Origin of the sequence: Campylobacter sp. RM9334 (assembly GCF_020138145.1) — a bacterium.
GTDB lineage: Bacteria > Campylobacterota > Campylobacteria > Campylobacterales > Campylobacteraceae > Campylobacter_E.
In genome coordinates this window covers 1-25511 of sequence record NZ_JACGAX010000006.1, presented here as the reverse complement: position 1 = coordinate 25511, position 25511 = coordinate 1, and the positions used below count along the sequence as shown (strand labels likewise).

Below are 25511 nucleotides of genomic sequence, written 5' to 3'. Positions count from 1 at the left end.
ATATGAAAAAATTATCTTTAATTTTATTAAGTCTTAGTTTGCTGAATGCAACTAGCTTAAAAACTATGCTAGAAAGTATTGAGAATAATGAGCAATTAAAAGCTAAAAATTATGAAACTTTAAGCAAAGAAGAAAGTGCAAAAAGCGTAAAATACAAATACTATCCTAGTGCTACTTTACAAGTTGGATTTGTTAGTTTTGATTATGATAGATATATAATAAATCCAAATAATTTAACAAATGTGAGCTTAGCAATAGATGCTTTAATTTATGATGGTAAAAGAAATTCTAATATAAATCTTGCGAAAAAAAATCACGAATTAAGTCAAATTGAATTAGAAAAGGCTAAAAATGAATTGGAATTTAATTTAGCAAGTTTATATTATTCTTATTTAGCTTTAATTGAAAATATTGAATATAAAGAGCAGAATTTAAAATATTTAAATGCGAGTTTAAGTAGATTAGAAAATTTAAATAAAGTAGGCTTAAGACCTAATGATGAGCTAGAAATATTTAGAGCAAAAGTAGAATTAAATAAAAGTGAATTAAATAATTTAAATTATCAAAAAGATGAGATATTAAGTAATATTTATTTAATAACTAATAATAATTTTATTCCTACAAAAGGCAGTGCTATTATTTATGAAGATAGTGCTAATAAATCTTATGATATTAAAATAAATTCTTTAAAAGAAGAGATGAGCGAGCTTAATAAGGATTTATCATTAGCACCATTTAAACCTACTATTTTTGTAAAAAATATTGTGGGATTTTCAAAAAATAATTTCAATTATTCTTTATATGCTCCTTTTGATATGATAGTAAAAGAAAGAGTAAAAGAAAAAATGTTTTCAAATATATTTATGCTAGGTTTATCTTGGAATGTTTTTTCTTTTGGAGCTGACAAAAAAGCTTATGAGAGTGCAAAACTTAGTAATTTAGCCGCTAAAGAAATGAATATATATAGTAAAAAATCAGTTAGTGAAAAGGAAAAACTATTAATTCAAAAAATTTCATTTTTACAAGAAGAAATCAATGCCAATGAAAAGCTTTTAAATGCTAGCAAAATTGCTTATGAGAGTATTGCTAAAAAATATGAAGCTGGACTTGTTGGATATGTTGAATATTTAAATTCTTTAGAAACTATGCAAGGAGCTTTGGCGAAGCTTAGCTTAAGTAAAGCTAAATTTGAAATAACTAAGGCAGAATTATTACTTGCTAAAGGTATTATTATTAAAGATTTTGTAATTGATTTATAGGAGAAATGTTGAAAAAATTATTATTTTTGTTAATTAGTCTTAATTTATTTGCAGATTCTATTTATGCTAGTTTTGATGTGGTTGCTCAAAAAAGTGCTAAATTATCACTGCAATCTTTTGGAATTGTAAATAAAATTAATGTAGATGTAGGTAAAAGCGTGAAAAAAGGTGATATTTTATTAGAACTTGATAGTTCAATTGAGCAAGTTGGATTAGAAGAATCAAATGTTCAACAAAAATTAGCAAATGAAGCTTTAACTTTAGCAATTAGCACTCTTAAAAGATACGAGCAAGTAAAATCAGTATTGAATGAACAAATTTTAGATGAAATTAACTTTAAAAAAAGTGAAGCAGAACAAAGACTAAAATCAGCAAGAATGTCTAGTAAAAAATATGAAACTTTAATAAATCAAAAAAAATTAAAAGCTCCTTTTGATGGAGTAATTACGGCAAAATATATTGAAGTTGGAGAAGGCGTAGCAAGTCCTAATCAACCTTTATTGATTTTAGATAGTTACCCTGAAGTTAAATTACTTTTAAGTTTTGATGAAAAATACTCTGATAAAGTTAAAGTAGGTAATACTTATGAATATAGTATAAATGGCTTAAATATGAAAGGTGTAATTAGTAAAATATATCCAAATATTGATATAAAAACTAGAAAAATTTATGCAGAAGTCTTAGCAAATGATATACAAATTGGTTCATTTGGAGATGGTTATATTATTACGGATAAATAAATGTTAAAAATTGCAATTAATAGACCTGTTACTATTTTGATGACTTTTTTAGGGTTATTGATTTTTGGTGTTATATCAATTTTTACAATGCCAATTAATTTATATCCTAATGTTGATATTCCACTTGTTAAAATCACTACATTTGCAAATGCTGATTTAAGCTATGTAGAATCTCAAATTACTAAAAAGTTAGAAAATCAAATTTCAGGTGTTAGCCAGATAAAAAGAATTAGTTCAAAAAGTTTTAATAATCTAAGCGTAATAGTCGTAGAATTTGAACTAGGTAAAGATTTAGAAATAGCAGTAAATGATATTCGTGAAAAAATATCAAAAATGAAATTAGAATACCCACCAAGTGTTGAAAAAGTCTCATCAGATGCAGGTGCAGTTATGAGTATTTTTATCTCATCTAAAGATTTAAACGATAAAGATTTAATGCAGTTGATTGAAGATGATTTAGAAGGCGACTTTCAGCGTATAAAAGGCGTTGGAGAAGTTAAAATGGTAGGGTATTTAAAAAACAATGTAAAAATTGATTTAAATATAGATGAATTAAACAAATACCATATTAACTCTTTAGATGTGGCAAAACTGATAAAAATGCAGAATTTTAAAACCTTTTTAGGAAGTATTGAAAATGAAGCTAAAAATATTACTATTAAAGGTTATTTTGATTCAAATAGTGTAGAAGAATTAGAACAATTAAGAATAGCTCCAGGAGTATTTTTAAAAGATGTAGCAGATATTAGTATAGGCTATACTTCAAAAGATAGTTATGCTTATTTTAATGGAGATAATGGAGTTTTAATAGAGCTTAAAAAAATCACAGGTCAAAATAGTTTAGAAGTTGCTAAAAATATTAAACAAGCCTTAATAGGTATTCAAGATTATCATAAAAATATAGATTTTAGTGTTGTGTATGATAAATCAGAAAATATTACAAAACACATATATCAAGTTGTATTTGATATGTGTTTAGGGGTGATTTTAACAATTTTAATAGTGTTTTTATTTTTAAGAAATATCAGTGCTACTATTATTGCTAGCATAGCAATTCCTACTTCAATTATTTCTAGCTTTTTTTTAATAGATTTATTTGGATACGATTTAAATCGTTTGACATTAATAGCACTTACTTTATCTATTGGTATATTTGTAGATGATGCTATAGTTGTAATTGAGAATATTAGTAAAAAGATTAAAACAGAAAAAAATGCTTTATATGCAAGTTATGAAGGTATTAAGGATATTGCTTTTTCTGTATTTAGTATCAGTATAGTTTTATTATGCGTGTTTATTCCGATTTCGTTTATGAATAGTATTTCTGGTTTGTTTTTTAATACATTAGGAATGAGCGTTGCTTTTGGGGTAATTATTTCGTTTTTGGTTTGTGTATTTTTAGTCCCAACCATTAGTGCTAGATTTTTAAATGTTAAAGATAGTAAGTTTCACGATAATACAGAAAAGTATTTTACTAGACTAGAACAATGGTATGAAAATACTCTTGATACTATATTAGAATACAAAAAGATTTTTATAGGTATTATTTTTATTTTATGTGCTTTATCTTTTTCTTTAGCACCTAAAATAGGACTTGATTTCTTACCTATGGAAGATGATAGCGAACTTCAAGTTCAAATAGAATCTAAAAAAGATGTATCAATAGATATTATGGAAACTAAATCTTTAGAAGTTTTAAAACAAATTAAAGAAAATAAAAATGTAGATTATGCTTATTTATTAGTAGGCTACGATGATGCAAAAGATAGAAAAAAATCTAAAATATATGTTAAGTTAAAACCATTAGATGAAAGAACTGAAAGACAAAAAGAAGTTGTTTCTAATCTAAGAGATAGTTTGAGTTTAAAAGAATTTAAAATCAAAGTTTTAGAAATACCTAAATTTGAAGGTGCGGGTATTGATGAGCCGGTTCAGTTTGTATTATTAGGTGATGATTTCCCTTCTTTAGTAAGTGCTAGTAGAAGAGCAAAAAATATTTTAAGCGAATTAAAAGGCGTTGTTGATATTAGCGATGATATTGATGCTTATGCAGATGTTTTAGCTATTTATATAGATAAAGAAAAAGCAAGAAAATTAAATGTAAATACTCAAGAATTAGCAGGGATAATTCAAACTTCTTTTGCTCACGCTAATGTTGGGGTTTTAGATGGTTTAAAAGATAGTAAAGATATATTTATTCAACTTGAAAAAGTATCTAAAGAAGATATGAAATCACTTGAAAAAATACAAATAAGAACTATGGATAATAATGTAATTAGTTTATTAAATGTAGTAAATATCAAACTAATTAAGGATAGTAGTAGTATCAATAGACTTAATAAAACTCGTTCTGTAAAAATTACTGCAGGAGTTGATAGAGTTTCTTTAGATGAGGTAAAAACAAAACTAGAAACTAATATGAGTAAAATTATGCAAAATACTGGATTAAGATATACATTTACTGGTTTTATTGACCTTTTAGAAGAAACGATTATTGGTTTTATTATGGTTATGATTTTGTCGTTTTTATTAATTTATTTAGTATTAGCAGCTCTTTATGAAAGCTTTATCGTTCCATTTGTAATAATGATTACAATGCCACTTGCGTTTGCAGGAGCTTGTATTGGTCTTTATTTGACAGGCAATACATTTTCTTTATTTGTTTTGGTTGCTCTTATTTTGTTATTTGGAATGGTTGGCAAAAACGCAATTTTATTAATTGATGTTGCAAATAAATTATGTGATAGCGGAGTAGGGGTTAAAGAAGCTCTTAAAATAGCTGGTAAAAGTAGAATTAGAGCGATATTAATGACTACGATTGCTATGATTTTTGCAATGCTACCTTTAGCTATTTCACACGGAGCTGGTTATGAGAGCAATTCTCCTATGGCAGTTGCAGTAATTAGTGGTCTTATTAGTTCAACCATATTAACACTTTTTGCTATTCCTGCAATTTATGAAGTATGCTATAAATTAGATAGAAAGTTAAAAAGAATTTATAAAAGAGATTTAATTTAAGGTTTTTTATCTTTTGGATAAAAAACCTAAGTTTTAAAATGAATAGCCTAATCCTATTCCAAAATTAACGCCTTTACCTACTAAATTATTATCATAGCCTACTTTTACTTGAGTATAAAACCCATTAAGTTGTCTTGAAATACTATAACCTAATGATATATCTCCTGATAGGACTGATTTTTCTTTTATATTATTGTTTGTGTAGTGCTTAGCAAATAATCTCATTCCAAGTATTAAATTGCTGTCCAAATACGATTTAGCAGCAATTCCTAGCGTTAATAGATTTGATTTTAAATTCTTATTAAAATTAGCGTTTTTTATAATATCACTACTTAAATTATATTTAGCCTTTTCATATCCTACACCGCCTAATAAAGAAAGCGATATATTGTAAATATCATTATAAAATCCATATCCACCTAAAGCTGTGAAATTATATAAATCAATATCAGTTTTGCTTCCTTGATTGCCTATAAAAAACCTTGAATATATATTAAAATGGCTAAAGTCTATTCCACCTACAAAATCATTATCATAATTATCCATTTTATATAAATATACACTTGCGTTTAAGGTGCTAGATAAATCATTGTCAAAAATATTATTTTTGTCTTTAATACTTGCACCTAGAGTGTTAAATTCTATAAAAGTTTGAGATATTAATAAATTGCTACAACAAAGTAAAGAAAAAATGATTTTTTTCATAAAAACTCCTTAAATAATTTATACAAATAATATTTGCATAGGTAATTATATTTTAAATATTATATCTATGGATAATATAAATAATAATTTTTATTAATTAGTATTTTATTAAACACTAATAATAAAGCTTTTTATTTTATAAAAATATATTTTGAAGTGTGTTTTTAAATTCTTTTAATAAAAATATAAATATTTATGATAATTTTAAGTGTTTATTATAAGTAGTATAGTTTGTAGATAAAAACAAGGCTTTAGGTAGTTTTTATGATTAAGTATATTAAATCATATATTATTTTATATTTTTTTAAGGATATATAAAATCTCTTTTACATGGATTTTACGATTGTTTAGATTTCTACTTGCTCTAAAGGTATTATATTTTTGCTCTAATATATTTAAGCTACCAAATTTTAAAAGAGTATTTTTAAATTCATCTTCACTTATTATGCCTTCGTTGTTATATGAGATTAAAATTATTTTTGCTTTTAGATTGTTTATTAGCTCAAAAAAGCTTTCGCTAGCTGTTTTTTTAGAATTATAAACGCTTTTATTCCAATCCTTTGTAATACCTGAAACCTTAGAAATATCTTGTGGTTTAATATAATTTGTAATTAGATTTAGCATAAAATAATTTGAGCCATAAGGGTGTTGATTGTAAGGTGGGTCAATATAGCATAAATCACAATCAAGCTCATTTGCTAAAACATTTGCGTCTTGCCAAAACACATTAAAAGGCACATTATGGTTTGAAAAAATAGGCATTGCTAATTCAATATTAGCAATAATTCTACTAAGAGCATTTTTGCCACTTCCACCCCATTCTCCTATGCCGTTTTTATTTTTGTAAAAGCCTTTAAAAACACCACTTGTATTTACTTTTACACTAGCTTCATATAAAAGTGGTGCTAAAAAGTATTTTTTATATTTGTGATTTTCTAGTAATAATCTTGCTGTATCAATATAACTAGCATTATAATTTGTATAAAAAGCTCTATCATTTTGAGTGATATTTAGCTCATCTTTAGGAGAGTAAAGCTCTCTTATAAAGCCGTTTTCATTAAAATTATTAATGATTTGTTCTTTTAGTTTTTTATGCTCTATTTCAAGCTCTTTATAAAAATTATTATCAATATTTGATAAATAGCATTCATTGATTGCTTTGCTATAACTTTCTAAATCATTTGCTATTAAATAGCTTGAGTGTTGTTTTAAAAATCTTGCGACAATGCCACTACCACTAAACAAATCAACCGAGCTTAATTTATCTTTTTTAAGCTCGGTTTTTGCATATTTTACGCCTTTTTCAATAAAGCCTAATAATGAGCGTTTATTGCCTAAATAAGTAATTATTTGTTCGCTTAAATAGGCTTTGTTTTCTTGCATTAAAACGCTTTTTTAGCTAGATTTATAACAGCTTCGTTAAACTCACTAACCTTAGCAAATTCTAAGCCTTGAGCAAGTGCTGCGGTGCCATAAGCTATAAATGCTAGATTTTTAAGGCTATCTTCGTTATTTTCGTTTATTAGTTTTGCTACTAATTCGTGTTTTGCATTTAGTTGTAAAACGCCTTTAGCATTCATTTTTTCTCCGCTAAATTGAGCCATCATTTTAGCCATCATATATTCTTGGTCTTTAGTATCATAAACTAAGCTTGATAATGAGCTTTCTAAAGAATTAGATAGAACTACTTCTTTTACATCATTTTCTAATATTTTGCTTAGTTTTTCACAAAAGCCTTTTTGCTCATCGTTTAATTCATCTTTTTTGATTTCATCAACTTCGTTTATAGCTTTTAAATCAAAATCTTTATATTTATGAACCATAGGAATTACGATTGGGTCAATCTTGTCGCTTAAAAGCAATACATTTATGCTATTTTTTTTGTAGCTTTCAAGTAAAGGTGAGTGTTTTAATAATTCTTTATTTTCACCGATTAGATAATAAATAGTTTTGTTTTCACCTAAATTAGCACAATATTCATCAAGTGTGATTTGAGTATCGTTTTGACTATTATCAAATTTGCATAATGCTAAAATCTCATCTTTGTTCGCACTTGGGTCAAACAATGCTTCTTTTAATACAGCACCAAATAATTTATAAAACTCATCATATTTATTAGCGTCATTTTTTTGTAATTTTTCTAATTCACCTAAAATCTTTTTAGTGCTGATTTCTTTGATTTTTCTTAAAATTACATTTTCTTGTAGTATCTCACGACTTACATTTAAAGGTAAATCCTCAACATCAAGCACACCTTTAACAAATCTTAAGTAACTTGGTAAAATCTCTTCTTTTTCGCTAATTAATACTCTTTTTACATAAAGTTTTATACCTTTTTCATAATCTACTCTATATAAATCGTGTGGAGCATTTGCAGGGATAAAAAATAAGCTTGAATATTCTAAAGAACCGCCCTCACTTTTAGTATGAACATATAAAATCGGCTCTTTGCTATCATAACTTATACCTTCATAGAATTTTAAATAATCTTCTTTTTTAAGACTTGCTTTGTTTTCTCTCCATAAAGCTTTTGCTTTATTGATTTGCTCGAATTTTAATTCAGTTTTAGCGTTTTCTCCTTCTCCAACACTTATCTCTTTTTCCAAGAAAATCGGATAAGAAATATGATTTGAATACTTGCTAACTAGATTTTCAATAGTGTGAGTGTTTAAAAACTCATCATCTTTTAAATGTAGAACTATTTTTGTGCCAAAACTATCTTTATTTGTTTTAGTGATTTCATAACCATTTGTATCAGAACTCCATAAAAACGAATCATTGCTTAAGGCTTTTTTAGTATAAACTTCAATTTTATTTGCAACCATAAATGCTGAATAAAATCCAACACCAAATTGACCTATCAAATCGCTATTTTTCTTAGCATCTTCGCTTAAATTTTCTAAGAATTTCTTAGTTCCACTTGAAGCAATTGTGCCTAAATTATTATTTAAATCAGCTTCGTCCATACCTATGCCGTTATCTTCTATGATTAATAATTTAGCGTCTTTATTAATACTAATTTTAATACTAGGATTAAAGCTAATTCCTTTATAAGCTTCATCGCTAAGGCTTAAGAAATTTAGCTTATCTATAGCGTCGCTTGAGTTTGATATAAGCTCTCTTAAAAATATTTCTTTATTTGAGTAAAGTGAATGAATCATTAAATTAAGTAATTGATTTACTTCGGTTTTAAATTCCATATTTTCTCCTATTTAAAAAAATTTAAAGCAATATAAGTTGCTATTAGTCCAAATACTACATTTAAAATAATATTTGCACTAAAGGCAACGAAGCCTAATGATTTTAATAATGTTATGCTCTCATAAGTAATTGATGAAAAAGTAGTAAAAGCACCCAAAAATCCTACTACTATTAATAATCTTATCTCGTTTAAACTCTCGTAATTTTTAGCTAGTGCATAAAATAATCCTATCAAAAAACAGCCTATTAAATTAACGATTAATGTCCCAGCTATAAAGAATTTAAAATCAAAATTACGATTTATAAAAGTGCTTAAAATATATCTTAAAACAGCACCAATGGCTCCACCTAAAGCAACCATAAAAATATTCACTCATTAGCCTTGAAATATTCATTAATTGCTTCTTGCATTAAGTCTTTTGCATTGTCTAATTCATTAGCTTTTAGTGGTTGTAAAGGTATTATTGTAAGTTTTTTACCTAAGTGAATTGTTATTCTTTTACTATCTAAAATCTCTTTTGAACCAATAATTACAACAGGTTGAACTAAAACATCTAACTTAGTAGCTAGCATTGAAGCGCCTTTTTTAAATCTTAATAACTCATAACCATCACTTCTAGTTCCTTCAGGAAACATAGATATGTTTCTATTATTATTTAATCTATCGTTTGCTTCATTTATAACTCTTACAAAATCTCTTGCGTTTTCTCTATCTATTGAAATCATTTTAGGTAATTTTATGATATTTCCAAAGAAAAATAATTCTTCAATCTGTTTTTTTGCAATCCAAGCTAAATCGTATGGATATACATCTTCAAGTGCGATAATATCTAGCATTGAGCGATGATTTAGGATAATCATTCTTGCATTAGGATTAAAATCGCCTTTTATTTCTATTTTATAACAGCACAATTTACGGATAAATTTTGCCCAAGTTTTTCTAATAACCCAATTTTTTTTAGGGAAAATAAACATTAAAACAATTACAAAAGCAATGCTGATTGCTATGATTATTGCTAGAAAAATACTTAAGATTTTATTCAATATCTTCATTTTTTACCCAACCACTTGTATTTTCATCAAGTGCTATTTTTACAAAATTGTCTTTTTTGGTTATGATTTTTACTTCTTTTATGTCAGTATTTTTATAAAAAATAGTTGAATTATTAGTTGGTAAAATTCTAACACTTGCACCTGATTTTAATTTAGCACTACTAAAATTCCCACCATCAATAAAGCTAAAAGCCACAAAAACTATAGCAAGTGCTATTAAAGAAAAAAACCTTTTAAAAATTACTACAATTATGAGACAAATTACAGCTAAGATTAAGCTTCCAATTTGTAAATAAAAATTAATTTCTTTTGTTATTGGATTTAAGTCTGTTTGAGTGCTTATTTCTTCAGATTCTACTATGATTTTATTAGAATATTCTATGAATTTATTTTCTAATGGGTCATAATATGAAAAAGAGAAATTTTTCATATTATTAGGAAAAATTAAAGCAATTGAGCATTTTGCATTTTCATAGTCTTTTCCGACATTTGTAATGCTTTGTGATTTTGCAGTTTTTAAAGAAAAATTATTAAAATTAGTGTTATTTGCTTTTGCGTCCATTCCACATATAACGCTAGTTTCATCATATTCAGTGCATTTTAAATTCGTAATTTTTAAATCACTTGCAACTAACTCTACATAATCTTTATTAAATTTTAATTCTTCAATTTTTAAATTATCTAGGCTGATTTTAGCATTTCCTACTTCTTGAGTATTTCTAAATAACTTAGCATCAATTGAGTTTAGTTTAGCATTTGCTGTATTTGCTTGAAAATAAACACGAGTAGTATAAATTCCATTTTCGCTATTAAATTTAATATCTTTATTTAATTGTTGCATATCAATGCTTTTTTCAAAATTAATTTGCGGAGTAAAATTTGTTTTGTAATTAGAATTAATTGTTATATCTATATAAAAAACTTCTTTAGTTTTTACAGAATTTTTTGAAAAATTAGCATTAATAGCAAGTTCTACTTTATCATTAAATTCTTCTTTAATATCGCTAGTAAAACTATTTGCATCTTCATTATTTTGATTAAGGTTTGTATAAACTTGAGCGTCCATTACACTTAATTCTTTTGATGGAGCTGCAAATAAAATACTAGCAAATATCAAAAAGATTATTTTTTTCATTAATTTCCTTTAATTACTAAGATTTTTAAAGCGTCAATTGCTGATTTTAATTGAGAATCTTCATTGATTTGCTCTTGAGTTAGCGTATTTTTATCGGTTTTGTTTTCTTTTTTACCATCAATTTTTTCTAATTCATTTTCTAGGTGTTTTTTAAGTTCACTTTCTTTTATACTAAAGCCACTATCTTCAGTATTTACCTTACCAGGATACACAATAATATCAGGAGTAACTCCTACTGCTTGAATTGTTCTTCCACTTGGTAGGTAGTATTTTGCAATTGTTAGTTTTATACCTTCTTTATCATTGATTTCTCTAATCATTTGAACACTTCCTTTACCAAAAGTCTTCTCACCAACAATAATCGCTCTTTTTCTATCTTGCATAGCTCCACTTACGATTTCGCTTGCACTTGCACTTCCACCATTTACAATTATACTAATAGGTATTTTTGTATTTATTGCAGCACCTTTAATTGCTAAAGTATCTATTTTAGCACTTTCATCTCTTCCTTTTTGAGATACTAAAATACCTTTATCAATAAATAAATTCAATAAATCTGTAGCTTGGTTTAATAAACCACCTGGATTGTTTCTTAAATCAATTACTATCCCTTTAATATCCTTATTAATAGCTAATGCGTCTTTTACTTTACTTACAACATTTCTATCAAAACTTGTAATTCTAATGTATAAAAAGTCTGTATTTTCTATTTTTTTAGTATAAACGCTTTCAACTTTTATAATATCTCTTGTTATCGTAAAATCTAGTGGCTTTTTCTCGCCTTTTCTATATATTGTAATATTAATCTTAGTATTTGGTTTGCCACGCATTTTAGAAACTGCGTCATCAAGATTCATTCCTATCGTGCTTTCATTTTCAATTTTTAAAATAACATCGCCTGATTTTATACCAATTTTATCAGCAGGTGTTCCTTCAATCGGTGCAATAACGGTTATTGCATTATCTTTAATTGATAAAGTCATTCCAAGACCGCCAAATTCTCCGTTTGTGCTTTCTTGTAAAGATTTGAAATTCTTTTCATTTAAAAATGCTGAATGTGCGTCAAGATTACTCAATAATCCTTCTAAAGATTTATCCACAAGTTGCTCTATACTGATTTCATCAACATAATTTGCTTCAATCATTCTAAAAGTCTTAATAAGCTTTGAGAATGCTTGTCTTTCAGCTTCTTCATCAGTTTTTGCAAACAACGAAATTCCAAGTGCAACACACAAAAATATCTTTTTATTAAAATTCACGATAGCTCCAATAAGATTTAAGATTAAAGCTGTGATTTTAACGCAATTTTTTAAATACAAGTAAGCAATTATATGTATTTTTAAATAAAAAACTTAGCACTTAAGATATTTAAGTGATAAATTTAATTTTATACTTGACAATAATAGACTAAAGTAATATAATGCGAACCATATCAATTAAAGGAGATAATATGAATATTCAAGATAAATTAACAAATCAATTTAATGAAACTTTAAGTCAAGCAGTGAGCTTATGTGTATTTAATAAAAATCCAAATATAGAACCATTTCATATTTTATGGGCTATTGCTAATGATTCAAGTTCTATTCTTAATCAAGTATTTAATAAATTATCAATAGATAAAACTGCAATTTCATTAATGCTAAAAAGCAAGGCTGATAATTTAGTAAAAAGCGATGGAGTAAATGCTAATAATGTAAAACCTAGTAATGCACTTTTAACTTCACTTGAAAAGGCTATTGGATTTGCTTTAAGCAAAGGTGATAGCTACTTAAGCACTGATATGTGGATAATTAGTGAGTGTGATAAGGGTGGAATTTGTGAGTTATTAAAAGATTATTTAGATTTACTTGTATTAAAAAGTGAATTAAATGCTTTAAGAGGTGATAGAAAAATTAGCGAAAAAGAGCAAGATGATATAAGTAATAAAGAATTAGAAAAATACACCACAAATCTAGTTGAATTAGCAAAATCAGGCAAACTTGACCCGATTACAGGAAGGGATAATGAATTAGAAAGGCTTATGCAAATCTTAATTAGAAAAAGCAAAAATAATCCTATTTTATTAGGTGAGCCAGGAGTTGGTAAAACAGCTATAGTAGAAGCTCTAGCTCAAGCAATTGCTAATAAACAAGTGCCAAGCTCTTTAGCTAATAAACAAATATTAAGTCTTGATTTAGCAGCACTTGTTGCAGGAGCAAAATACCGCGGAGAATTTGAAGAAAGACTTAAAAATATAATTGAAAGTGTAAAAGCAAATCCTAATATTATAATTTTTATTGATGAAATTCATACAATATTAGGTGCAGGTGCAAGCGAAGGAAGTATGGATGCTGCTAATATACTTAAACCTGCTTTAAGTAGGGGCGAGTTTAAAACCATTGGTGCAACCACTTTAAAAGAATATAAAAAATATTTTGAAAAAGATGCTGCAATGCAAAGAAGATTTCAAAGCATAATTGTGAATGAACCAAGCGTAAATGATGCAATAGCAATGCTTAGGGGTCTTAAAGAAAGATTAAGCGCTCATCATAATGTAAGTATTAATGATAAAGCTTTAGTAGCTGCTGTTAAGCTTAGTAATCGTTATATTCAAGGAAGATTTTTGCCTGATAAGGCAATAGATTTAATAGATGAAGCTGCGGCTGAACTTAAAATGCAAATTGAAAGTGAGCCAAGTGCTTTAAGAAATGTAAAAAATAATATCGTTAGATTAAGAGTTGAAAAAGAAGCTTTATTAATGGAAGGCGAAGAAAAAAATAAAGAAAGATTAAAAGAAATTGAAAATGAATTAAGTGAATTTAGCGAAGAAGAAAGAAAATTAAGAATGAAATTTGAAAACGAGCAAAGAGTATTTGCCGAAATTTCAAAGAAAATGAACGAGATTAATAATTTGCAAAATGAAGCAAATATTGCAAAAAATAAAGGAGATTATCAAAAAGCAGGAGAGATTGAATACGGAAAAATCCCACAAGTTAAAAATGAGCTTGAGAATGCTAAGGCAAATTGGCAAGAGTTAAAACAAAGCGGAACTTTACTTAAAAACGAAGTTGATGATGAGCAAGTCGCTTTAATTTTGGCAAAAATGACAGGAATAAAGGTTAGTAAATTACTAAGCAATGAGAGTGAAAAATACTTAAATCTTGAAAATAATTTACAAACTCGTGTGGTAGGACAAGATAAAGCTATAAAAGCTTTAGCTCGTGCAGTAAGGGCAAATAAAGCAGGGCTTAGTGATAGCAATCGTCCTATAGGAAGCTTTTTATTCTTAGGGCCTACAGGAGTTGGTAAAACTGAATTAGCAAAAGCAATTGCAAAAGAGCTTTTTGATGATGAAAAGGCTTTAATTCGTTTTGATATGAATGAATATGCTGAAAGCTATAGAGTAAGCAATTTAATAGGTTCTGCGGTTGGTTATGTAGGAAGTGATGAAGGCGGACAATTAACAGAAGCTGTTAAAAATAGACCTTATTCGGTGTTACTTTTTGATGAGATAGAAAAAGCTCATCCTGAGATTTTTAATATATTTTTAAATATGTTAGATGAAGGAGCTTTGAGTGATAATAAAGGCTTTAGGGTTGATTTTAAAAACACTTTAATAATATTTACAAGTAATATTGGAGCAGCTAAGTTTGTAGAGATTAAAGATGAAAAAGAAAGAAATGAATTAATAAATAAAGAATTATTAAAATACTTTAAACCAGAATTTGTAAATAGGCTTGATGAAATAGTAGGATTTAATGCTTTAGACAAAGATTTATGCTTACAAATTGTTGATATTTTGCTTAAAAATACTAGCAATAAATTAGCAGAACTTGGAATTAGCTTTAGTATTAGTGAGAATGCAAAATTAGAAATTTTAAATCTAGGATATAGTGATGAATATGGTGCTAGAGCCTTAAAAAGAACTATATATCAAGAAATTGATTCAAGACTTAGTGAGCTTATTTTACAAGGGAATTTGAAATCTTTTGTAGAAGTTGATTTTGATAAGGAATTTATATTTAATACGAAATAATTTTATCCCGATTAAATTCGGGATAATTCTTTAAAAACTACTAAAATTATTAAAAATACAATATTTATCCAAGTAAAATTGATTATGTATTTAAAAGCTTTATTTTTATAAGAATTAATATAGTATTTATAAGAAATTAAACTCGCCATAGAAGCTATTAAAGTCCCTAATGAGCCAATATTTACCCCTAGTAATAATTCTTTATAATCATTTGTAAAACTAGCTAAAAACACACAAGCAGGAACATTGCTAATAATCCAAGATAAAAATATACTTAGATAAAAAATATCAAATTCTTTAATACTTATAAAATAACTTATATTTTTTACAAATATAAAAAGATTTATAAAAATTATAATAAGAGAAAAATCAGCTTTAAAAATTGCGTTTTTATTGCTAATAAATAAGCTTATAAAAACTATAAAAAAGCCTAAAAATATATTTAAAATATCACTAACACATAAAATTGATATGAAAAATAATGCTAGGTTTTGGATAAATAATTTTTGATTTATTTGAGTTTTTATAAGATTTTTTAGTTTTATGTTTTTGTTTTTAATATTTATGGTAAAAATAAATAATAATATTAAAGATATAATGCAGTAAATATAAGTGCTTTTAAAAAAGCTTAAAAAATCTAAATGAAAATATGTGAATATAAATAAATTTTGTGGATTTCCAAATGGGGTTAGCATTGAGCCAAGATTTGCTGCTATTGTTTGTAATATTATGATTTGCATAGTAAATTTTTTCGCTTTTAATTCTTTTAATAAATAAATACTAAAAGGCACAAAACAAAGCAATGCTACATCATTAGTAACCAACATAGAGCTAAAAAAACATATTAGTATTAGTAAAATTGCTATGGTTTTTAATTTGGTAATTTTGTTTAATACATAAAAGGCAAGTAGCTTAAATGCTCCTATTAATTCTAAGGATTTATTAACAGCTATAAACATAGAAAGTAAGGCAAGTGTCTTAAAACTTATAAAATCATATAAAGAATTTAAATAAGTAAAATCAATACCTTTAAAAATAATTAAAACAACAAAACTAATTAATGAAAGAATAAATGTAAATAGCATAAGTTTAATTCATTCCGAAAAACGGAATGAATATTAATAATCGTCTTTTTCGCTTACTTGATATTCAAGCTCTTCAATTCTATCTTCTAAACCATAAATAATCTCTTTTAATTTTTCAAGTTCCATAAAGATTTTATCGCTTGAGTTTTTATCACGATTATTATTGAATTGTTTCATAATACCAAGTTCAGCTTTTAATTTTTCAATTTCATTTTGTAATTCTTCAACTTTACTTACTTCGTTAGACAATGTAGTTTCCTTTGATTTAGATTTAACAGCTTTATCTTCAACTACTTCTTTTTCTACTTTTTCAGCTTTTGTTGCAGTTGGTTTTTTTGCTACTTCTTTAGAAGTTTCTTTTTTACTTACTTCTTTTTTAGCCGTTTCTTTTTTAGCAGTAGTTTTTTTAGCTGTTTGCTTTGTTTCTTTTTCGCTAGTTTTTTTAGTAGCCATTATTTCTCCTTTATATATTTAAAAACCGAATTGTAAAAGTAAATAGTTAATTATTACCTAAAAATTCGCTAATTTTTTTCTTAACATTCGCATTTGTTAAATTGCTTATTTCTCCTTTGAAATTACCATCTTTATCAATTATATAAAAACTTGAGCTATGAGCTACGGTGTATTCAGCAGCACTATCTTGATAAATATACTCATATTTTACCCCATAGTTTTTTGAAATTCTTTTAAGCTCATCTTCGCTAGGCACAAGTCCTAGTGAGTTTTTATAAAAATATTGCACATATTCATTTATATCATTTGCCGTATCTCTTTTAGGGTCAAGACTAATAAATAATATTTTTATATCATTTCTATTTAATTCATTTAAAGCTTTAGTGGCAATAGCTAAAGAAGTAGGGCATATATCAGCACACAATGTGTAGCCAAAGTAAATTAATAAATTATCTCCTTTAAAATCTTTAAGGGTATAAGTTTTATCACCTGCTCCTTTTAAATTAAAATCATATTTATTATTAAAACAAGCAGTTAAGATTAATCCTAAAAAAATAAAAATAATTAGCTTTTTCATACTATCTCCTAACATCAAAATCTATAGATAAATCAAGGCTTTTATTGTCATTAAATAATTCTAATCTATATCTCATAGTATTTTCAGTACAAGCACTAAAAACAATATCTGCAATATAAGCATTATTAATCTTTTCAAATTCTCCTACAATATCTCCCATATACATATTAAGCCCATAAAGTCTTGCATTTAATTTGGGAAAATCTTCTAAATTTTTAATAATTACTTTTGTTTCTTCTAAGGTTTTTAGCGGTTTTGGACTTAAATCAAATATGATTTTTTTACCATTATAATCTACTTCACACTCACTTACATTTAAATCGCAACTAAGTGGAGTTAATGTAGTGATTAACTCCCTTTTTTTAGAATTTGGATAAAAATAAAACAAACTTGCAAAAATAGCAATTATTACTAATAAAAATATTAATTTTTTCATTAATGAGCGTGAATTATTGATTTTGCTGGAATGTCTTTTAATTCAACTTTTTCGCCATTACTAAAGCTTAGTTCTAAATTAAGTTTAGTATCTTCTTTAATGCTATCTTTAATATCCATTAGCATAATATGATAGCTTTTTGGTTTTAGTTCTAAAGTATCATTTGCCTTGATTGTTGCGTCTTGTATTCTAATCATTTTCATCATACCATCTTCGTGAATATGAGTGTGGATTTCTGTATTTTTTGCAAAATCACATTTAGCATCAACTAACTTTATATCTTCATTTGAGTTGTTTTTAATACTCATAAAAATAGCTGAATTTTTTGCATTTGGTGGGGTAATTTTAACATAAGGCTCACTTATTTCTATATTGTTTGCAAATAAACTTGCACCTAAACTTAACGCTAATAATATCTTTTTCATTGAATTCTCCTTTTTAATAAAAACGATAAGGATTATAAATAAATTTTTCTTAATGAAAGCAATAATCAAAAAAACATTTTTGGTATTAACTTAGCTTTAAAATTACTTTTTATAATTAGTCCTTAACTTTTATAGGAGCTAATAGTGAAAAAAATCATAATTTTATTATTATCAATTTATTTATATTCAGACAATTTATTACAAATTTATTTAAAAGATGGCATAGGTGCAGTTGAAAATAAGCTTGAAGCTGGACTTAGTGATGTTAAGTTTTGGCAAACTCAATTGCAAGGACTTGATTTAAAATATGGATACTATAGCGATGATGCTATGGTGGTAGTAGTTGATAAAGATAAACAAAAATTAGTTTTATTTGAAGAAAAAAACAACAAATTAACACCTAAATTCGAGCAAAGTGTAATAACAGGTCTTATGGGTAATAAAGAAAGAGAAGGGGACTTAAAAACCCCTATTGGAGCTTATCAGGTTTTAAACAAAATGGTTCCACCTGATAATTATTATGGACCTTATGCTTTTGTTTTAAACTATCCTAATTTATATGATAAAGTTCGTAAAAAAACAGGCTCTGGAATTTGGATTCATGGTTTTCCACTTGAAGGCGATGTAAGATATGATGCTTATAAGACTAAGGGTTGTGTTGTAATGACTAATGATGTTTTGCTAGATTTTAATGGCATTGTAAATAATAAAAAAATATATGTATTAATTAATGAAAAAGGCGTTGTTAGCACAAATGCTGATGAAATTGCTTTAATATTGGCTAATTTATTTGACTGGAAAAATGCTTGGACTAACAATGATTATAAAACATATCTTAGTTATTATAGTGATGAGTTTATTAAATATGATGGCACGAAAATATCTGCTTTTAAGGAGCAAAAAAAGGCAATTTTTAGTAGAAAGCAGGATAAAACAATACAATTTAAAGATATAAATATAATTCCTTATCCTAATTTAGAGCAAAGAAAAATATTTAAGATTACTTTTTATGAAAATTATGCTACTTCAAGTTATACTTTTAATGGCGAAAAAGTTTTATATGTTGAATTAGTAAATGGAAAAATATCAATCTTAACGGAGCAATAATGGCATTTATCACAATTAATAAAGCAAATTATTTTCATAATTTAAATGAGTGCTTAAAAAAAGTTAGTAGCATTGATAAATTAATCATTATTTTAAAGGACAATGCTTACGGGCACGATATTAATATAATTAGTGATTTGGCTTTAGAATTTGGTATTAAAAATGTCGCAGTAAAAAACATAAATGAAGCTAGTATTATTCAAAATAAATTTAAAAATATATTAATACTATCTCAAATTCCAAAGCATTATAAAGCTTGCGATAATTATATTTTAGCGATTAATGATTTGAGTTATTTTGATTATTTAAATAATGAAGATAAAGTCGCTTTAAAACTTGATACTAATATGCATAGAAGTGGAATATGTGAAAACAATTTAGAATTAGCTCTAAAAATTATTAAAGAAAAAAAGCTGAAATTAGTATCAGCTTTCACTCATTATTCAAGTCCAAATAATATTAAAAATCAAAAACCACTTTATATAAAAATGTGCGAGTTTATAAAGAATAATTATTCTGATGAAGTGTTTTTTCACTCTGCAAATTCTAGCACTTTATTTTTAGATGAAAATGAATACGATAAGGCTGCTAGAGTAGGTTTAGCACAATTTGGATATTGCGATGTAAAGGCTAATTTAAAGCCGGTTTTAAGTCTTTGGGCTGAAAAAATTAGCTCAAGAATTATTAGTGCTGGAGATAGTATTGGATATGATGAGATTTTTGTATCTAATAAGGATTTAAAAGTTGCTAATTATGATTTAGGATATGGAGATGGGCTTTTATATTATAAAGGTTTAAAAGAATTTAAATTAGCAAATAATGAACAAGTTTTAGGCAAAATCTCAATGGATAGCTTTAGTATTGAAGATACTAATAAAGAAAATATCTGCGTATTTAACGATGCTTTAAAATACGCAAATTATTTTAATACTAATGTTTATGAAGCTTTAGTTAGATTAAATCCAAGTATTAAAAAAATAATAATTTAATGCTTTTCTATAATTAATACATAAAGTTTTACAACTGATAAAAATAAAGCCAAAATAGCAGGCCCTAATATAACTCCCCAAAAGCCAAATGTAGAAATACCAGCAATCATTGCAAAAAATATCAAAAGCTCATTGACATTTGCTGGAGTTTTTAACAATTTTTCATTAATCCATCTAATTATTAATGGCTTTACAAAAGTATCTGCAATAATAGAAATCATAATAATTGAATAAAGTGCAATTATTATAGCATTTGCTGTATTGCCGTGAGAGTATTCATACAAACTAACAGGAACCCAAAGTAAAGCACCGCCTATTAATGGAATTAGCGAAGATATTGCATATAAAATACCCATTAAAAGTCCGTTATATCCAAAATACATTAAAAATACTGCAAATAATAAACCTTCAAAAACAGCAGTAATAATTACAGAATAAAACACAACGCTCATTACATTAGATACTTCGCCTAATACATTTTCAAATTCACTTTTTTTAAGCGGCATAAGTTTTCTAAAAAATCCTACAAGTTCTACTCCGTAATAATTTGCGAAGAAATAAAATATTATTATTAATATAAGTTCAGTAAAGAATTTAACACCTGATTTTGTAAAATTTGAAGCATAATTTAATATATTTTTACCTACATTATTTAAATCTATTTCATTTAAAGCTTCTTTTACTTTTGGCTCTATGTAGTCTAAATTGCTTGGTAAATTAAATTCTGCTGATTTTAATTTTGTAATTGTTGTTTGAATTTGAACTATATCTAAGTCTTTAATTGAACTTGCTAAAGAAAAGCTAGTGTATGCAAGTGGAGCAAAAAATAATAAAGACATCATAGTTGTTAAAACTATTGGAGCTACATATTTTCTTTTTGTTTTTATGAATATTTTATGATGAAGATTTGCAGTAGCAACTGCCATTAAAACAGCGATTGCAATAGTTAATAAAAAAGGTTTAAATAAATAAAGCAAACAACATAAAACCAATAAAACAATAGCTGTTATAAAATATTTAGCATTCATTTATTTAGCCTTTGTGGTAGGTGAATAATTTTTGGATTTAAAGCTGATAGATAAGGATTATTATCGTTAAAATCTCTTTTGTATATCATAAATTGGTCAGTTACAAAAAGTAGCCAATCTACTAATTCATCGCTAGCAGGACCTCTCATATCTCTAGCTTCATCTAAGACATCTTCAACAATTTTACAAATATTTACGAATTGATTAATTTTTAAAAAACCACTAGCGCTTTTCATATTATGAAACATTCTAAAAAGCTCATTTACTTTATTTTTATATTTATCTTCATCTTCAAGTGCGATAATAACAGGCTCTAAAGAATCGCAAAAAATATTAAAATGGGTCATAAAATCATCAACGATATCAAAATCAAATTCTAATTCTAATTGCCCTAAAAGTCCTAAATTTTTATTCATGTAATCACTCGTTTTTATATTTTGCTAAGATTATACAAATTATTTACAAACATTATTTAAGGTAAAAAATGGAAAGAATAGTTGAAATTGAACAATTTAAAGATGATAGCAAATATGAAATTAGCCTAAGACCAAGCACTTTTGATGAATATGTAGGTCAAAACAAAACTAAAGAGAATTTAAAAGTATTTATAAAATCAGCAAAGTTAAGAAATGCCCCACTAGATCATACTTTATTTTTTGGCCCTGCAGGTCTTGGAAAAACCACTTTAGCAAATATAATTGCAAATGAAATGGGAGTAAATATTAAAACAACAGCAGCGCCTATGATAGAAAAAAGCGGAGATTTAGCTGCAATTCTTACAAATCTTGAAGATGGAGATATATTATTTATTGATGAAATTCATCGCTTAAGCCCTGCTATTGAAGAAGTTTTATATCCAGCGATGGAGGACTTTCGTCTTGATATTATAATAGGAAGTGGCCCTGCAGCTCAAACCGTTAAAATTGATTTAGCTAAGTTTTGCTTAATTGCTGCTACTACTAAAAGCGGTGGAATTTCAACTCCGCTTAGGGATAGATTTGGGATTAATTGTAGGCTAGAGTTTTATACCCCTGATGAACTTGCTTTAATTATTAGCAAAGCTGCTTTAAAGCTTGATATTACCTGTGATAACGACGCTAGTAAAGAAATAGCTAAAAGATGCAGAAGCACCCCAAGAATTGCCCTTAGACTTCTTAAAAGAGTTAGGGATTTTGCCATAGTAAATAATGAAACAAAAATCACTTTAAAAAGAGCTAAATTAGCGCTTGAGAGTTTAGGTGTAAATGAATTAGGTCTTGATGAGTGCGATTTAAATTATCTTGAGTTTTTATGCAAGGCTAAAAAAGCAGTGGGCTTAAATACTATTGCAGCAGCTTTAAGCGAAGATGAAAGAACTATTGAAGATGTAATCGAGCCTTATTTAATAGCAAATAATTACATAGAAAAAAGTGCAAAAGGAAGAGTAGCAACCACTAAAGCTTATTCGCTTTTAAAATTAAGTGGTTATACACCTTCTTTATTTGATATAAATTAAGAATTAAATTCTTAATTTATTTTTACACCAAATCTTTTTCTTTTGCTAATTTTAAGGCTTTAAAAAATACATTTAATTCTTCAATATTTCCTACGCTAATTCTGTTAAATAAAGGATAATTATGTATTTTTCTACCTACTTTAACGCCGTTTTCTAGCATAAAATTATGATAATTTTCACTTTTTATTTTATGTAAAATAAAATTAGCATTAGATTTAAAATAAAAAATATCCAATTCATTTAAAACCTGTTCTAATTTAGCCTTATTTTCTAAAGTCATAGCTCTTGTTTTACTTACAAATTCTTCATCTTTTAAAGCATTTATAGCACAAAATAAAGCATAAGCATTGATATTGTCTATTAAAATAAACTCATCAATAAAAGAAAGCAATTCATTTTCAGCAATAGCATATCCTATTCTAAGTCCCGCTAGAGCATAGATTTTAGAAAAGGTTCTAGTAATTATTATATTTTTTTGACATTTTTTAATACTTATAAAATTAGTATTGTATTCGGCATAAGCTTCATCTAAAATCATATAAGTATTATCCTTACAAATTGAGCATAAATACCCTAAATCATTTTGGCTAAGCTCTTTTGCACTTGGGTTGTTTGGGTTGGTAATATAAATTAAATTATATGAGTTTTTTAATGGCTTTATATCATTTACATTTAGGATAAAATCATCTTTTAAATAAATATAAGTGATTTTTACTTTTAAAGCTTTTGCAATGCTTAAAACCAAATCAAATGTTGGCATAGGAACTATTAAATTAAGCTCTTTATTTTCGCTTTTTGCTCTTGCATTTAAAGCACAAATTGTTCTATAAATAATATCGCTTGAGCCACAACCTAAGCTTATGTTATTTGATTTTACATTATGCTTTTTGGCTAGTTCTTCTTTTAGCAAATACTCGCTATCGCAAGGGTATTTACACATTAAATCATAATCATTCATAATGCTTTTAAAATCGTGTTTTATTAAGGTATTTTCATTATTTGATAAATCAATCATCTTTTAACTCCTTGTTTAAATAATTTGCCAATTTTTTTGCACTAGCAAATGCAAAATGTATATTAAATCCGCCTAAAATCCCTGCTACATTTAAACATTCACCTATGAAAAATAAACCTTTATTTTCTAAGCTTTCATAATGCTCATTTAGGCTTTTTAGGCTAATTCCACCTTTACAAACTTCTGCTTTATTAAATCCTAGATTTCCTGCTGGTGCGAACTCATAATTATATAATTTATTTATAATCTCTTTTTCTTCTAAATTATATTTATTCATTGCTTTATCGCTTAAATTATTTGCATTTAAGTATTCTTTAATAAAAGCTTTAGGTAAAGATAAATGCGTGCTAGCTTGCTTTAAACTACTAAAATCTATTTTAAAATCATTTAGAAAATTAATTTTGATTTTGCCTTTAGTCCAAAACAATGAAGCACTCAAAACCACAGGGCCGCTAATACTTTTATGGGTAAATAACATAGAACCTTTAAAAATATCATTAATGCAAACTTCAATGCTAATTCCACTAAGATTTTTCATAAAAAACTCATCTTTTTGTAAAGTAAGTGGCACTAAAGCAGGTAAAAACTCGCTAAATCCTATTTGAAATTCTTTTGCAATTTTTAATGCAATATCGCTTACTCCTAAAGTAGCAAAAGAAATTCCACCAGTAGCAATTACTACATTTTTAGCTAAAAACTCGCCTTTATTTGTGATGATTTTATAAGAATTATTTGCCTTTTCTAAGCCTAAAACTTTAGTATTTAGCATAATTTTTGATTTATTTTGACTTAATAATTTATCAAGGATTAACGAAGAATTAGGAGCAAAAAACTGCTTATTTCTAATTTTATTAAACTTAATTCCTTTAAAAAAATTAAGATTATCTTGATAGCTAAACTCATCTAAACTTTGCTTTAATTTATCATAATCATCGCATAAATACGATTTAATATTGATATTTTCATTTGTTACATTGCATTTGCCACCACCACTTATTAAAAGTTTTTTAGCAACGGCGTTATTTTGCTCTAAAATTAAAGCATTTTTTTTCAAATTAGCAGCCAAAAATAATCCCGCTGCTCCAGCTCCAATAATTATTAAATCTTTAATGGTTTGTCCTTTTGGTATTTTTATTACTTATAATACTAAAAATTATAAAGGATAGATAATGAAAATAATAATTGCGAGTTCAAATAGTGGTAAATTAAAAGAATTTAAAGAATTATTAACAAATTGCGAGCTTTATTTAGCAAGTGATTTTGTTAGTGATTTTAATCCTATTGAAAATGGAAATAGCTTTAAACAAAATGCAAAAATTAAAGCAAAAGCATTGTGGGATAAATTAAGCGAAGAAGATAAGAAAAATTATGCAGTATTAGCTGATGATAGTGGTCTTTGCGTTGAGGCTTTAGATAATGCTCCAGGCATTTTTTCTGCTAGATACGCAAATGATTTTAGTGATGAAAAAGATGCTAAAAATAGAGAAAAATTACGCCTTGAATTAACAAAAGTTGGAGTTGATTTTAGTAAAGCTAGTTTTGTTTGTGTTCTATGCTTAATTACTAATTCAAAGATAGAATTTGCAAAAGGCGTTTGCGATGGAACGATTAGTAAAATAGAAAGCGGTAATAATGGTTTTGGCTATGATAGTATGTTTATTCCTTTAGGATTAAGTAAGACTTTTGCAGAGCTTAGTCAAGATGAAAAAAATAAAATTAGCCACAGATTTAAGGCTTTAGAAGAATTAAAAAAGATTTTTTAATAAATTATA

General features: G+C 26.4%; 24 protein-coding genes. 8 read left to right on the top strand and 16 right to left on the bottom strand.

The window, feature by feature from the left end:
• Nucleotides 1-2 precede the first annotated feature (2 nt).
• From AVBRAN9334_RS03975 to AVBRAN9334_RS03965, 3 genes are read left to right on the top strand one after another with little or no spacing between them, the layout of a single operon-like run.
• Entirely contained in the window at nt 3-1259 is a 1257-nt protein-coding gene (locus AVBRAN9334_RS03975) for a TolC family protein (protein WP_214149815.1), read from the top strand.
• Between the two features lie 8 nt (nt 1260-1267).
• The gene (locus tag AVBRAN9334_RS03970; RefSeq protein WP_336607090.1) at nt 1268-1999 is read left to right on the top strand and encodes an efflux RND transporter periplasmic adaptor subunit; all 732 of its coding nucleotides are present in this window, start codon (nt 1268-1270) and stop codon (nt 1997-1999) included.
• A complete protein-coding gene (locus AVBRAN9334_RS03965; RefSeq protein WP_336607089.1) occupies nt 2000-5017 on the top strand; it encodes an efflux RND transporter permease subunit in 3018 nt (1005 codons plus the stop codon).
• Between the two features lie 33 nt (nt 5018-5050).
• Here the strand turns inward: AVBRAN9334_RS03965 and AVBRAN9334_RS03960 are convergent, their stop codons facing one another.
• The 7 genes from AVBRAN9334_RS03960 to AVBRAN9334_RS03930 all read right to left on the bottom strand — a co-directional run bounded on the left by AVBRAN9334_RS03960 (nt 5051) and on the right by AVBRAN9334_RS03930 (nt 12406).
• Nucleotides 5051-5722 carry a hypothetical protein gene (locus AVBRAN9334_RS03960; RefSeq protein ID WP_239802977.1) on the bottom strand — a complete coding sequence of 224 codons (672 nt, stop codon included), beginning with the start codon at nt 5720-5722 and terminating at the stop codon, nt 5051-5053.
• Between the two features lie 294 nt (nt 5723-6016).
• Nucleotides 6017-7105 (bottom strand): DNA adenine methylase, encoded by a 1089-nt coding sequence (locus tag AVBRAN9334_RS03955; RefSeq protein ID WP_239802976.1) that lies wholly within the window; start codon nt 7103-7105, stop codon nt 6017-6019.
• Nucleotides 7105-8922: a molecular chaperone HtpG gene (htpG, locus tag AVBRAN9334_RS03950; protein ID WP_336607088.1), complete on the bottom strand. Its 1818-nt coding sequence runs from the start codon at nt 8920-8922 to the stop codon at nt 7105-7107. Before htpG ends, AVBRAN9334_RS03955 begins: the two co-directional genes overlap by 1 nt.
• An 8-nt stretch (nt 8923-8930) precedes the next feature.
• The gene (gene crcB / locus AVBRAN9334_RS03945) at nt 8931-9296 is read right to left on the bottom strand and encodes a fluoride efflux transporter CrcB (RefSeq protein WP_214117327.1); all 366 of its coding nucleotides are present in this window, start codon (nt 9294-9296) and stop codon (nt 8931-8933) included.
• Nucleotides 9293-9976 (bottom strand): lysophospholipid acyltransferase family protein, encoded by a 684-nt coding sequence (locus AVBRAN9334_RS03940; protein WP_239802974.1) that lies wholly within the window; start codon nt 9974-9976, stop codon nt 9293-9295. The genes crcB and AVBRAN9334_RS03940 overlap by 4 nt, the downstream gene beginning before the upstream one ends.
• Complete coding sequence (locus tag AVBRAN9334_RS03935) at nt 9960-11111, bottom strand: hypothetical protein (protein WP_214117324.1); 1152 nt, start codon at nt 11109-11111, stop codon at nt 9960-9962. The genes AVBRAN9334_RS03940 and AVBRAN9334_RS03935 overlap by 17 nt, the downstream gene beginning before the upstream one ends.
• Complete coding sequence (locus AVBRAN9334_RS03930) at nt 11111-12406, bottom strand: S41 family peptidase (RefSeq protein WP_442862234.1); 1296 nt, start codon at nt 12404-12406, stop codon at nt 11111-11113. The genes AVBRAN9334_RS03935 and AVBRAN9334_RS03930 overlap by 1 nt, the downstream gene beginning before the upstream one ends.
• Before the next feature lie 155 nt (nt 12407-12561).
• On the opposite strand from AVBRAN9334_RS03930, the gene AVBRAN9334_RS03925 reads away from it, so the two are divergent.
• Nucleotides 12562-15129 carry an ATP-dependent Clp protease ATP-binding subunit gene (locus AVBRAN9334_RS03925; RefSeq protein WP_336607086.1) on the top strand — a complete coding sequence of 856 codons (2568 nt, stop codon included), beginning with the start codon at nt 12562-12564 and terminating at the stop codon, nt 15127-15129.
• An 11-nt stretch (nt 15130-15140) separates the two neighbouring features.
• Here the strand turns inward: AVBRAN9334_RS03925 and AVBRAN9334_RS03920 are convergent, their stop codons facing one another.
• The 5 genes from AVBRAN9334_RS03920 to AVBRAN9334_RS03900 are packed head-to-tail and all read right to left on the bottom strand — an operon-like array spanning nt 15141 to nt 18105.
• Complete coding sequence (locus AVBRAN9334_RS03920) at nt 15141-16214, bottom strand: SLC13 family permease (protein WP_336607085.1); 1074 nt, start codon at nt 16212-16214, stop codon at nt 15141-15143.
• A gap of 33 nt (nt 16215-16247) precedes the next feature.
• Nucleotides 16248-16667, bottom strand: coding sequence for a hypothetical protein (locus AVBRAN9334_RS03915; RefSeq protein ID WP_214117318.1), 420 nt, complete (start codon nt 16665-16667; stop codon nt 16248-16250).
• A 46-nt stretch (nt 16668-16713) separates the two neighbouring features.
• On the bottom strand, nt 16714-17244 hold the full coding sequence (locus AVBRAN9334_RS03910) for an SCO family protein (protein ID WP_214117317.1): 531 nt from the start codon (nt 17242-17244) through the stop codon (nt 16714-16716).
• A gap of 1 nt (nt 17245) precedes the next feature.
• Entirely contained in the window at nt 17246-17680 is a 435-nt protein-coding gene (locus tag AVBRAN9334_RS03905) for a hypothetical protein (RefSeq protein WP_336607084.1), read from the bottom strand.
• A complete protein-coding gene (locus tag AVBRAN9334_RS03900; RefSeq protein ID WP_214120431.1) occupies nt 17680-18105 on the bottom strand; it encodes a copper chaperone PCu(A)C in 426 nt (141 codons plus the stop codon). The genes AVBRAN9334_RS03905 and AVBRAN9334_RS03900 overlap by 1 nt, the downstream gene beginning before the upstream one ends.
• A gap of 144 nt (nt 18106-18249) precedes the next feature.
• On the opposite strand from AVBRAN9334_RS03900, the gene AVBRAN9334_RS03895 reads away from it, so the two are divergent.
• Entirely contained in the window at nt 18250-19212 is a 963-nt protein-coding gene (locus tag AVBRAN9334_RS03895; RefSeq protein WP_336607083.1) for a L,D-transpeptidase family protein, read from the top strand.
• Complete coding sequence (locus AVBRAN9334_RS03890) at nt 19212-20201, top strand: alanine racemase (RefSeq protein WP_214117309.1); 990 nt, start codon at nt 19212-19214, stop codon at nt 20199-20201. The genes AVBRAN9334_RS03895 and AVBRAN9334_RS03890 overlap by 1 nt, the downstream gene beginning before the upstream one ends.
• Here AVBRAN9334_RS03890 and AVBRAN9334_RS03885 read toward each other — a convergent pair.
• Together AVBRAN9334_RS03885 and AVBRAN9334_RS03880 are read right to left on the bottom strand one after the other, a co-directional pair.
• Nucleotides 20198-21229: an AI-2E family transporter gene (locus AVBRAN9334_RS03885; protein ID WP_336607082.1), complete on the bottom strand. Its 1032-nt coding sequence runs from the start codon at nt 21227-21229 to the stop codon at nt 20198-20200. The genes AVBRAN9334_RS03890 and AVBRAN9334_RS03885 overlap by 4 nt on opposite strands.
• Nucleotides 21226-21645, bottom strand: coding sequence for an Hpt domain-containing protein (locus AVBRAN9334_RS03880; RefSeq protein WP_214117301.1), 420 nt, complete (start codon nt 21643-21645; stop codon nt 21226-21228). The genes AVBRAN9334_RS03885 and AVBRAN9334_RS03880 overlap by 4 nt, the downstream gene beginning before the upstream one ends.
• Nucleotides 21646-21713: 68 nt before the next feature.
• Here AVBRAN9334_RS03880 and ruvB point away from each other — a divergent pair, with 68 nt between their 5' ends.
• The gene (ruvB, locus tag AVBRAN9334_RS03875; RefSeq protein WP_214117299.1) at nt 21714-22724 is read left to right on the top strand and encodes a Holliday junction branch migration DNA helicase RuvB; all 1011 of its coding nucleotides are present in this window, start codon (nt 21714-21716) and stop codon (nt 22722-22724) included.
• Nucleotides 22725-22746: 22 nt separating this feature from the next.
• On the opposite strand, the gene AVBRAN9334_RS03870 is transcribed toward ruvB, so the two are convergent.
• Together AVBRAN9334_RS03870 and AVBRAN9334_RS03865 are read right to left on the bottom strand one after the other, a co-directional pair.
• Nucleotides 22747-23739: a pyridoxal phosphate-dependent aminotransferase gene (locus AVBRAN9334_RS03870; RefSeq protein ID WP_336607081.1), complete on the bottom strand. Its 993-nt coding sequence runs from the start codon at nt 23737-23739 to the stop codon at nt 22747-22749.
• Nucleotides 23732-24832 (bottom strand): aminoacetone oxidase family FAD-binding enzyme, encoded by a 1101-nt coding sequence (locus AVBRAN9334_RS03865; RefSeq protein WP_336607116.1) that lies wholly within the window; start codon nt 24830-24832, stop codon nt 23732-23734. Before AVBRAN9334_RS03865 ends, AVBRAN9334_RS03870 begins: the two co-directional genes overlap by 8 nt.
• A 76-nt stretch (nt 24833-24908) precedes the next feature.
• On the opposite strand from AVBRAN9334_RS03865, the gene rdgB reads away from it, so the two are divergent.
• Nucleotides 24909-25502 carry an RdgB/HAM1 family non-canonical purine NTP pyrophosphatase gene (gene rdgB / locus AVBRAN9334_RS03860; protein ID WP_214117295.1) on the top strand — a complete coding sequence of 198 codons (594 nt, stop codon included), beginning with the start codon at nt 24909-24911 and terminating at the stop codon, nt 25500-25502.
• Nucleotides 25503-25511 lie beyond the last annotated feature (9 nt).

Excerpts from the sequence above, each read along its gene's own strand:
- ruvB (WP_214117299.1), top strand. The coding sequence starts at position 21,714 with ATGGAAAGAATAGTTGAAATTGAACAATTTAAAGATGATAGCAAATAT.
- AVBRAN9334_RS03915 (WP_214117318.1), bottom strand. The coding sequence starts at position 16,667 with ATGGCTACTAAAAAAACTAGCGAAAAAGAAACAAAGCAAACAGCTAAA.
- AVBRAN9334_RS03870 (WP_336607081.1), bottom strand. The coding sequence starts at position 23,739 with ATGATTGATTTATCAAATAATGAAAATACCTTAATAAAACACGATTTT.
- AVBRAN9334_RS03955 (WP_239802976.1), bottom strand. The coding sequence starts at position 7,105 with ATGCAAGAAAACAAAGCCTATTTAAGCGAACAAATAATTACTTATTTA.
- AVBRAN9334_RS03880 (WP_214117301.1), bottom strand. The coding sequence starts at position 21,645 with ATGAATAAAAATTTAGGACTTTTAGGGCAATTAGAATTAGAATTTGAT.
- rdgB (WP_214117295.1), top strand. The coding sequence starts at position 24,909 with ATGAAAATAATAATTGCGAGTTCAAATAGTGGTAAATTAAAAGAATTT.
- AVBRAN9334_RS03940 (WP_239802974.1), bottom strand. The coding sequence starts at position 9,976 with ATGAAGATATTGAATAAAATCTTAAGTATTTTTCTAGCAATAATCATA.
- AVBRAN9334_RS03960 (WP_239802977.1), bottom strand. The coding sequence starts at position 5,722 with ATGAAAAAAATCATTTTTTCTTTACTTTGTTGTAGCAATTTATTAATA.
- AVBRAN9334_RS03965 (WP_336607089.1), top strand. The coding sequence starts at position 2,000 with ATGTTAAAAATTGCAATTAATAGACCTGTTACTATTTTGATGACTTTT.
- AVBRAN9334_RS03935 (WP_214117324.1), bottom strand. The coding sequence starts at position 11,111 with ATGAAAAAAATAATCTTTTTGATATTTGCTAGTATTTTATTTGCAGCT.
- AVBRAN9334_RS03925 (WP_336607086.1), top strand. The coding sequence starts at position 12,562 with ATGAATATTCAAGATAAATTAACAAATCAATTTAATGAAACTTTAAGT.
- AVBRAN9334_RS03975 (WP_214149815.1), top strand. The coding sequence starts at position 3 with ATGAAAAAATTATCTTTAATTTTATTAAGTCTTAGTTTGCTGAATGCA.
- AVBRAN9334_RS03885 (WP_336607082.1), bottom strand. The coding sequence starts at position 21,229 with ATGAATGCTAAATATTTTATAACAGCTATTGTTTTATTGGTTTTATGT.
- AVBRAN9334_RS03890 (WP_214117309.1), top strand. The coding sequence starts at position 19,212 with ATGGCATTTATCACAATTAATAAAGCAAATTATTTTCATAATTTAAAT.
- AVBRAN9334_RS03920 (WP_336607085.1), bottom strand. The coding sequence starts at position 16,214 with ATGCTATTTACATTTATTCTTTCATTAATTAGTTTTGTTGTTTTAATT.
- AVBRAN9334_RS03905 (WP_336607084.1), bottom strand. The coding sequence starts at position 17,680 with ATGAAAAAATTAATATTTTTATTAGTAATAATTGCTATTTTTGCAAGT.
- htpG (WP_336607088.1), bottom strand. The coding sequence starts at position 8,922 with ATGGAATTTAAAACCGAAGTAAATCAATTACTTAATTTAATGATTCAT.
- AVBRAN9334_RS03900 (WP_214120431.1), bottom strand. The coding sequence starts at position 18,105 with ATGAAAAAGATATTATTAGCGTTAAGTTTAGGTGCAAGTTTATTTGCA.
- AVBRAN9334_RS03910 (WP_214117317.1), bottom strand. The coding sequence starts at position 17,244 with ATGAAAAAGCTAATTATTTTTATTTTTTTAGGATTAATCTTAACTGCT.